The sequence below is a fragment of the uncultured Pseudacidovorax sp. genome (assembly GCF_913773995.1).
GTDB lineage: Bacteria > Pseudomonadota > Gammaproteobacteria > Burkholderiales > Burkholderiaceae_C > Xenophilus.
Genome location: NZ_CAJYES010000050.1, coordinates 1 through 6855, shown reverse-complemented (window position 1 = coordinate 6855; position 6855 = coordinate 1). Strand labels below are relative to the sequence as shown.

The following is a 6855-nucleotide window of genomic DNA, read 5'->3' as shown; positions in this document are numbered from 1 at the left end:
TGCAGGACGCCGTGAGCGAGCGCACCCGCAAGCTCGAGGCGGCGGAGGAGGCGCTGCACCAGGCCCGCAAGATGGAAGCCATCGGCCAGCTCACCGGCGGGCTGGCGCACGACTTCAACAACATGCTGGCGGCCGTCTCCGGTGCGCTGGAGCTGATGGACATCCGGCTGCGGCAGAACCAGCCCGAGCACCTGGCCCGCTACATCCGCACGGCGCAGGACGCCACACGGCGCGCTGCGGCGCTCACGCACCGGCTGCTGGCCTTCTCGCGCCGGCAGACGCTGGCACCACGGCCCACGCCGGTCGACGAGCTTGTGGCCGGCATGGTCGAGCTCATCCAGCGCACCGTGGGGCCGCAGGTGCACATCCTGACGCATGCCCAGGCCGCGCCCTGGCCAGCACTGGTCGATCCGTCACAGTTGGAGAACGCGCTGCTCAACCTGTGCATCAATGCCCGCGACGCCATGCCCGATGGCGGCCAGGTGCTGATCGAGACGGTGAACGTGCCCATGGATGGTCCCGCCGCCCGTGCCCATGACCTGCCCGAGGGCGACTACCTGCTGCTGCGCGTGACCGACAACGGCGTGGGCATGCCGGCCGACGTGCTGGACAAGGCCTTCGATCCCTTCTTCACCACCAAGCCGCTGGGGCAGGGCACCGGGCTGGGGCTGTCGATGATCTACGGCTTTGCGCGCCAGTCCGGCGGGCAGGTGCGCATCGCCTCCGAAGTGGGGCGTGGCACGGTGGTGTCGATCCACCTGCCGCGCGCCCTGGAAGGTGCGCTGCCCCTGGCGCCGGCCGACACCCGAGCCGCGGCCGACCCCGCCGCGCAGGCCGACTGGCCCGTGCTGGTGGTGGAGGACGAAGAGGCCGTGCGCCAGATCGTGGCCGAGACGCTGCGCGACCTGGGCTGCCGGGTGCTGGAAGCCGCCGATTCGCTGGCCGGCATGGCGATGCTGCGCGATTCGCCCGAAGTGCGTCTGCTGATCACCGACGTGGGCCTGCCGGGTGGCATGAACGGGCGGCAACTGGCCGACGCAGCGCGCAGCCTGCGACCGGCGCTGCCGGTGCTCTTCATCACCGGCTATGCGGAAAACGCGCTGCTCCGGGACGGCCAGCTGGAGCCCGGCACGGCGGTGCTGACCAAGCCCTTTTCGGTGCACCAGCTCACCAGCGAGCTGCGGCGCCTGCAGCAGGCCTGGCCCATCACACCGGCAGCGGACCCCGCGGCATGAGGAAGTCGCGCGAGAGCTGAGCCGGCCGCGTGACGCCCAGCATGGCCAGGTTGCGGTCCACCTCGGCCGACAGCAGCTGGATGGCATGGGCCACGCCAAGCTCGCCCGCCACTGCCGCCGCGAAGTTGAAGGGCCGGCCCAGCCACACGAAGCGCGCGCCCAGGGCCAGGGCCTTGAGCACGTCGCTGCCGCGGCGGATGCCGCCGTCCATCATCACCGCCATGTCGCCTGCCACGTCCATCACGGCCGGCAGCGTGCGCAGGGCCGAGACGGCGCCGTCGAGCTGCCGCCCGCCGTGGTTGGAGAGCACGATGCCGTCGGCGCCATGCTGGCGCGCCAGCGCAGCGTCCTGGGGCGACACCAGCCCCTTGACCACCAGCGGTCCGTGCCAGCGGCGGCGGATGCGGGCGATGTGCGACCAGTCGAAGTGGTCGCGCTTGGAGAAGTCGCGCTCCACGTTGCGGGAGATGACCGGCGCGCCACGCTCGGCGAAGGAATTCTCGAAGTGCGGCATGCCGTCGGCCAGCGTCCGCAGCAGCGTGCCCAGCGTCCAGCGTGGGTGGGTGAAGCCGTCCCAGGCCAGGCGTAGGCTGGGCCGCAGCGGCGTCGAGAAACCGGCACGGATGTTGTTCTCGCGGTTGCCGGCCACGGGCACGTCGGCGGTGATCACCAGCGTCTCGAAGCCGGCGCGCGCCACGCGGTCGAGCAGGGCGTCGATGCGCTCGGGCTGGCCCGGCAGATAGGCCTGGAACCAGCTGCCGGGGCCGGCAGCGATGACCTTCTCCATCGGCGTGAGCGAACTGCCGCTGAGCACGTACGGAATGCCGGCGCGTGCCGCGGCGCGCGCCATCGCCTCGTCGCCGCGGTAGGCCGAGAGCGCGGCAATGCCCATCGGCGCAATGCCGAAGGGCGCGGCGTAGCGGCGGCCGAAGAGCTCCGTGCCCAGGTCGCGCTGCGACACGTTCGCGAGCACGCGCGGCACGAAGCCCCAGTCGGCGAAGGCGCGGCGGTTGTCGTCCAGGCTGCTGTTGGTCTCGGCTGCACCGGCCACGTAGCCGTAGATGGCGCGCGGCAGGCGGCGCGCGGCCAGGCGCTGGAAGTCGTCGAGGGCCAGCACCTCGGCCAGCGGGCCGCGCGCGGCGCCGCCGCTGAAGGCGCGCCAGGGGTCGTGGGCGGGCGCGGGCGCGGTGGCGGGCGGTGGGGCGAGGGCGGCGTCGGCGGCGGGGGTGGAGGGCTGGGTCATGGGCAAATGGCGGAGTTGTCGGCCTGCGCCGGATCGGCGGGCAGGCGATGAGGCGGGACTTTAGGCAGTCCTGCGAGTGAGTGAAAGCGAATAATCCGGCGAAGTCATTTCCACTGAAATCGAACAAGTGACGCTCAAGCAACTGGAAGCCTTCTACTGGGCCGCGACCTGCGCCAGCTTTGCGCTGGCGGCCGAGCGGCTGCACCTGAGCGTGTCGTCGCTCTCCAAGCGGCTGGCCGAACTGGAGTCGGCCCTGGGCGCGCCCCTGTTCGACCGCGCGGGCCATCGCGCCCGGCTCTCCGAGGCCGGCCAGCGCCTGCTGCCGCTGGCGGCCGATCTGCTCCAGCGTGCCGAGCAGGCGCGGATGGCCGTGGGCCCGGGAGCGACGCTGAGCGGCATCGTGCATCTGGGCACGGGCGAACTCGCATCCATGACCTGGCTGGCGCGCGCCGTGGCCTGGCTGCGCGCGCGGCATCCCGCGATGGAGTTGCGCATCGAGGTGGACATCGGCGCGCACCTGGCGCGGCGTGTCGAGCAGGCCGAGCTGGACGCCGCCGTGATCTCGGGCGCCGCCTCGCGGCCGACCTTGAGCGCCGTGCCGCTCGGGCAGGCGGCCTTCGTCTGGTGTGCCTCGGCCGCGCTGGCGGCCGGCGTCGAACGGCTGGATGCCGAGTCCTGGTCGCGCCACACGCTGGTCGCGCTGCCGCGCGGCTCGGGCGTGACGCAATTGCAGGACGGCTGGATGGCACGGGCCGGCGCGCGGCCGCGTGCGGTGCTGATTTGCAGCCAATGGGGCGCTGTGGCGAGCCTACTGGCGGCGGGGCAGGGCATCGGCATGCTGCCGCGCGGACTGGCCGATGGGCTGGTGCAGCGCGGCGTGCTCTGCCGCCTGTCCGCCACGGAGCCGCTGGCCACGCTGGACTACGGCTTCCACTTCCGTCACGGCGACCCGCGGCCCCTGGTGGCGGCGCTGCGGCAGGCCTGTCTGGAGACGGCGGACTTCGACGCGCCCGGGCCCTTCTTCTGAGAAACGGCGGGCCTCAGGGACAGAACAGCTCGGCCAGCAGGTCGATCATGCGGCCGGCCCTGGGATCGTCGATGCGGTAGTACACCGTCTGGCCCTCGCGCCTACCGGCGACCAGGCCGTCCTCGCGCAAGCGGGCCAGGTGCTGCGACAGCGCCGACTGACCAAGCCCCACCTCCGCCTGCAGCGCGCCCACTGACAACTCGCCATGCTTGCCCAGCAGGCACAGCACCAGCAGGCGCGATTCGTTGCCCAGCGCACGCAGGAAGGCGGCGGCCTGCTGGGCGCCTTCCTGGAGCAGGGCGTGCTCGGGGTTGATGTGGGTCATGGATGGTGCGAACGCTGCGGGGCGGGCTGACGAAATATTAGAACTCACTAATATGATCGATCTTGCGCAGGGTCGAGTGTCACGGCTTCGTGGCTGGCCCTGCCGATCAGGAATCCGCCATGAACGACTACCGACAGATCACCCACGACATTTCGGCGCAACTCGGGCCCCTGCGGCAGACCGTGCCCGGCGTGATGAAGGGCTTCGCCGACATGGGGAAGGCTGCCATGGCCGAGGGCGCACTGAGTGCCAAGACCAAGGAGCTGATCGCGCTGGCCGCGGGCGTCGCGGCGCACTGCGAGGGCTGCATCGGCTTCCACACCAAGGCGCTGGCCCGGCTGGGTGCCACCGAGGCCGAGGTGCATGAGGCGCTGGGCGTGGCCATCTACATGGGCGGCGGGCCCTCCGCAATGTACGCCGCCAGTGCCGTTGAAGCCTTCCGGCAGTTCTCCACCGCGTCCGCCTGAGCGGCGGCGCGCTTGTCCATTTCACTCATCGAGGAGCACTCATGACCCCCAATGTCGGAACCCTGGACCGCGTGCTGCGGATCGTGGCAGGCCTGGTGCTGATCGGCCTGGCGCTGGCCGGCGCGATCGGCGCCTGGGGCTGGATCGGCGTGGTGCCGCTGGCAACGGGGCTGCTGCGCTTCTGCCCGGCCTACACGCTGCTGGGCCTGCGCACCTGCCCGGCCAATTCGTCGCGCTGAGGGCCGCCGGCGCGCGTTGGACGCGCTGACGCTGGCGCGTCCGGCCCGGCCGGGGCGCTTCCTAGAATGGTGCGTTGCCCTCATCCAGGAGACGTTCCATGACAGAAGACAGCATCGAGTTCAACTCGCGCGACGGCATCCGCATCCAGGCGTGGCGCTGGTCCCCCGAGGGAGTGCCCCGCGGCGTCGTTCAGGTCCAGCATGGGCTGGGCGAGCATGGCGGGCGCTACCGCCGCTTCGGCGAGGCGCTGGCCGCCGCGGGCTACCTGGTCTATGCGCCCGATGGCCGCGGATCGGGCCGAACGGCGCAGGGCCGCTATGGTCACTGGGGCCGCGATGGCTGGCCGGGCTGGGTGGACGACCTGCTGCAACTGAACCACCGCATCCGCCAGGACCATCCGGGCCTGCCGCTGGCGCTCATCGGCCACAGCATGGGCTCCTTCGCCACGCAGCAGTTCCTGCTCGACCATTCGCGAGAAGTGGAGGCGGCGGTGCTGCTGGGCTCCACCGAAGTCTCAGGCATCGTGGCCATGATGACCTCGCCAGGGCCGGTCGACCTGAGTTCGCTCAACCAGGGCTTCGAGCACCGCACCGGCTTCGAGTGGCTGAGCCGGGATGCGGCCGAGGTGGACCGCTACTGCGCCGACCCGGCCTGCGGCTTCGTGCCGGAGCCCTTCACCGGCATCGAGACGCTGGCCCGCGCCGCGGACGCGGCGGTGCTCGCCGGCATCCGGTCCGATCTGCCGATCCTGATCCTCTCGGGCGATGCCGATCCCATCGCGGGCGGCGGGGCGGCCCTCGAAGTGGTGGCGCAGCGCTACCGCGATGCGGGTGTCAAGGATGTGGAACTGACGCTGTATCCGCAGGCCCGGCACGAGTTGCTGAACGAGACGAACCGGGACGAGGTGACGGCGCGGATCGTGGGCTTCCTGGATCGGACGATCGGGGGCTAGGGTGGGTTGAAGGCGCTGGAGCCCAGGTTTCTTCGGGTCTTGGGCTGTTTGGGTATTCGGCGTTTTGCGTTAGGGGCGTGGAGCCTCGCTTGTCGCGGGGGTGCGCGCCGACGCCGGGCCCAGGGCGCGCGGGTTCATACGGGGTCGGTCGGCCCTGCAGGCCGACTCCGCTGCGGTGCTCGGATGGACGGGCCGCGGCAGAACTCGCTACGCGCTTCGCGCTGCGCTCAAACAACTGCCGCGAGTCAGTTCACGAAGCAGGCCTGTCCTTCGGCAGGCCTGCAGCCCGTCCACCCTGCGCTCCTCGCCGACCCCGAAATCGCCCGCGCGCCCTGGGCCCGGCGCCGACGCGTGGAGGCGGACGTTGGGCATCCAAGGGGCCGGAGTTGTGCGGAAAAGCGACCACGGTGGCGCACTGCCCCCATCCCTGCCTTCCCCCAGCGGGGGAAGGAGTCCAGCCACGGTGACAAGTGAGCCTGCTTCTGCGAAGGGCAAAGGATGCAAGGTGCGGCGCGCAGGTGCAGGTGCAGGTGCAGGTCCAGGTCCAGGTCCAGGTCCAAGTGCGGGGTGCGGGGTGCGGGGTGCGGGGTGCGGGCCGTTGTGCCTGCCGCCCACCCCAATGCACGCCCTCACCGGCACCAGGGCCGGACCATCACACACACGCTTCGCACGCCCAAAGCCCAGTGCCAAAAGCCCAGTGCCCAAAGCCCAAAGCCCAAAGCCCAAAGCCCAAAGCCCAAAGCCCAACGCCCAAAGCCCAACGCCACCAAGCCCCGAGCACAACAGCGCCGAGATCGCCCGTCACGGGTGCCGACAGTGGCCGCTCCGGATCAACCCAGTCCTAGGCCGATTCGTCCTGCAGCTCGCTTACCGGCACGCAGCTGCAGAACAGGTTGCGGTCGCCGTAAACGTTGTCCACGCGCCCGACCGGCGGCCAGTACTTGGCCTGCTTGAGCGTGGTTAGCGGAAAGGCTGCCACCTCGCGGGAGTAGGGATGCGCCCAGTCGGTCGCCGCCAGCGTGGCTGCCGTGTGCGGGGCGTTCTTCAGCGGGTTGTCCTCGCGCGGCCACACGCCTTCCTCGATGCGGCGGATCTCGCCGCGGATGGCGATCATGGCGTCGATGAAGCGGTCCAGCTCGGCCAGCGGTTCACTCTCGGTCGGCTCCACCATCAGCGTGTTGGCCACCGGGAAGCTCAGCGTGGGCGCGTGGAAACCGTAGTCGATCAGGCGCTTGGCGACGTCCTCGGCCATGACGCCGCTGGTCTCCTTCAGGCCGCGCAGGTCCAGGATGCACTCGTGGGCCACATGGCCGTTGGCGCTGGCATAGAGCGTGGGGTAGTGGTCGGCCAGGCGCGCGCTGATGTA

At 71.0% G+C, this 6855-nt stretch carries 7 protein-coding genes and 1 pseudogene; 5 read left to right on the top strand and 3 right to left on the bottom strand.

Annotated elements, in window-relative coordinates; all coding sequences use genetic code 11:
* On the top strand, positions 1-1235 hold a 1235-nt coding region (locus QZ772_RS04745), incomplete at its 5' end, for an ATP-binding protein (RefSeq protein ID WP_295523545.1).
* On the opposite strand, the gene QZ772_RS04740 is transcribed toward QZ772_RS04745, so the two are convergent.
* The gene (locus QZ772_RS04740) at positions 1207-2478 is read right to left on the bottom strand and encodes an alpha-hydroxy acid oxidase (protein ID WP_295523543.1); all 1272 of its coding nucleotides are present in this window, start codon (positions 2476-2478) and stop codon (positions 1207-1209) included. The two genes, QZ772_RS04745 and QZ772_RS04740, sit on opposite strands and share 29 nt — an antisense overlap.
* A 127-nt stretch (positions 2479-2605) precedes the next feature.
* Between QZ772_RS04740 and QZ772_RS04735 the strand changes: the two genes are divergently transcribed.
* Positions 2606-3505, top strand: a complete 900-nt coding sequence (locus tag QZ772_RS04735) for a LysR family transcriptional regulator (protein ID WP_295523541.1) — start codon at positions 2606-2608, stop codon at positions 3503-3505.
* Positions 3506-3518: 13 nt separating this feature from the next.
* Here the strand turns inward: QZ772_RS04735 and QZ772_RS04730 are convergent, their stop codons facing one another.
* On the bottom strand, positions 3519-3830 hold the full coding sequence (locus QZ772_RS04730; RefSeq protein WP_295523539.1) for a metalloregulator ArsR/SmtB family transcription factor: 312 nt from the start codon (positions 3828-3830) through the stop codon (positions 3519-3521).
* 119 nt (positions 3831-3949) lie between these two features.
* Here QZ772_RS04730 and QZ772_RS04725 point away from each other — a divergent pair, with 119 nt between their 5' ends.
* The 3 genes from QZ772_RS04725 to QZ772_RS04715 all read left to right on the top strand — a co-directional run bounded on the left by QZ772_RS04725 (position 3950) and on the right by QZ772_RS04715 (position 5489).
* Complete coding sequence (locus QZ772_RS04725) at positions 3950-4297, top strand: carboxymuconolactone decarboxylase family protein (RefSeq protein ID WP_295523537.1); 348 nt, start codon at positions 3950-3952, stop codon at positions 4295-4297.
* Between the two features lie 41 nt (positions 4298-4338).
* A complete protein-coding gene (locus tag QZ772_RS04720; RefSeq protein ID WP_295523535.1) occupies positions 4339-4536 on the top strand; it encodes a DUF2892 domain-containing protein in 198 nt (65 codons plus the stop codon).
* 98 nt (positions 4537-4634) lie between these two features.
* Entirely contained in the window at positions 4635-5489 is an 855-nt protein-coding gene (locus QZ772_RS04715) for an alpha/beta hydrolase (protein WP_295523533.1), read from the top strand.
* Positions 5490-6330: 841 nt separating this feature from the next.
* On the opposite strand, the pseudogene QZ772_RS04710 reads toward QZ772_RS04715, so the two are convergent.
* Positions 6331-6855 (bottom strand): annotated as a pseudogene (locus QZ772_RS04710) (glycine dehydrogenase (aminomethyl-transferring)); the annotation flags it as partial.

Coding starts and splice junctions, on each gene's coding strand:
- QZ772_RS04740 (WP_295523543.1), bottom strand. CDS start 2,478: ATGACCCAGCCCTCCACCCCCGCCGCCGACGCCGCCCTCGCCCCACCG.
- QZ772_RS04720 (WP_295523535.1), top strand. CDS start 4,339: ATGACCCCCAATGTCGGAACCCTGGACCGCGTGCTGCGGATCGTGGCA.
- QZ772_RS04725 (WP_295523537.1), top strand. CDS start 3,950: ATGAACGACTACCGACAGATCACCCACGACATTTCGGCGCAACTCGGG.
- QZ772_RS04730 (WP_295523539.1), bottom strand. CDS start 3,830: ATGACCCACATCAACCCCGAGCACGCCCTGCTCCAGGAAGGCGCCCAG.
- QZ772_RS04715 (WP_295523533.1), top strand. CDS start 4,635: ATGACAGAAGACAGCATCGAGTTCAACTCGCGCGACGGCATCCGCATC.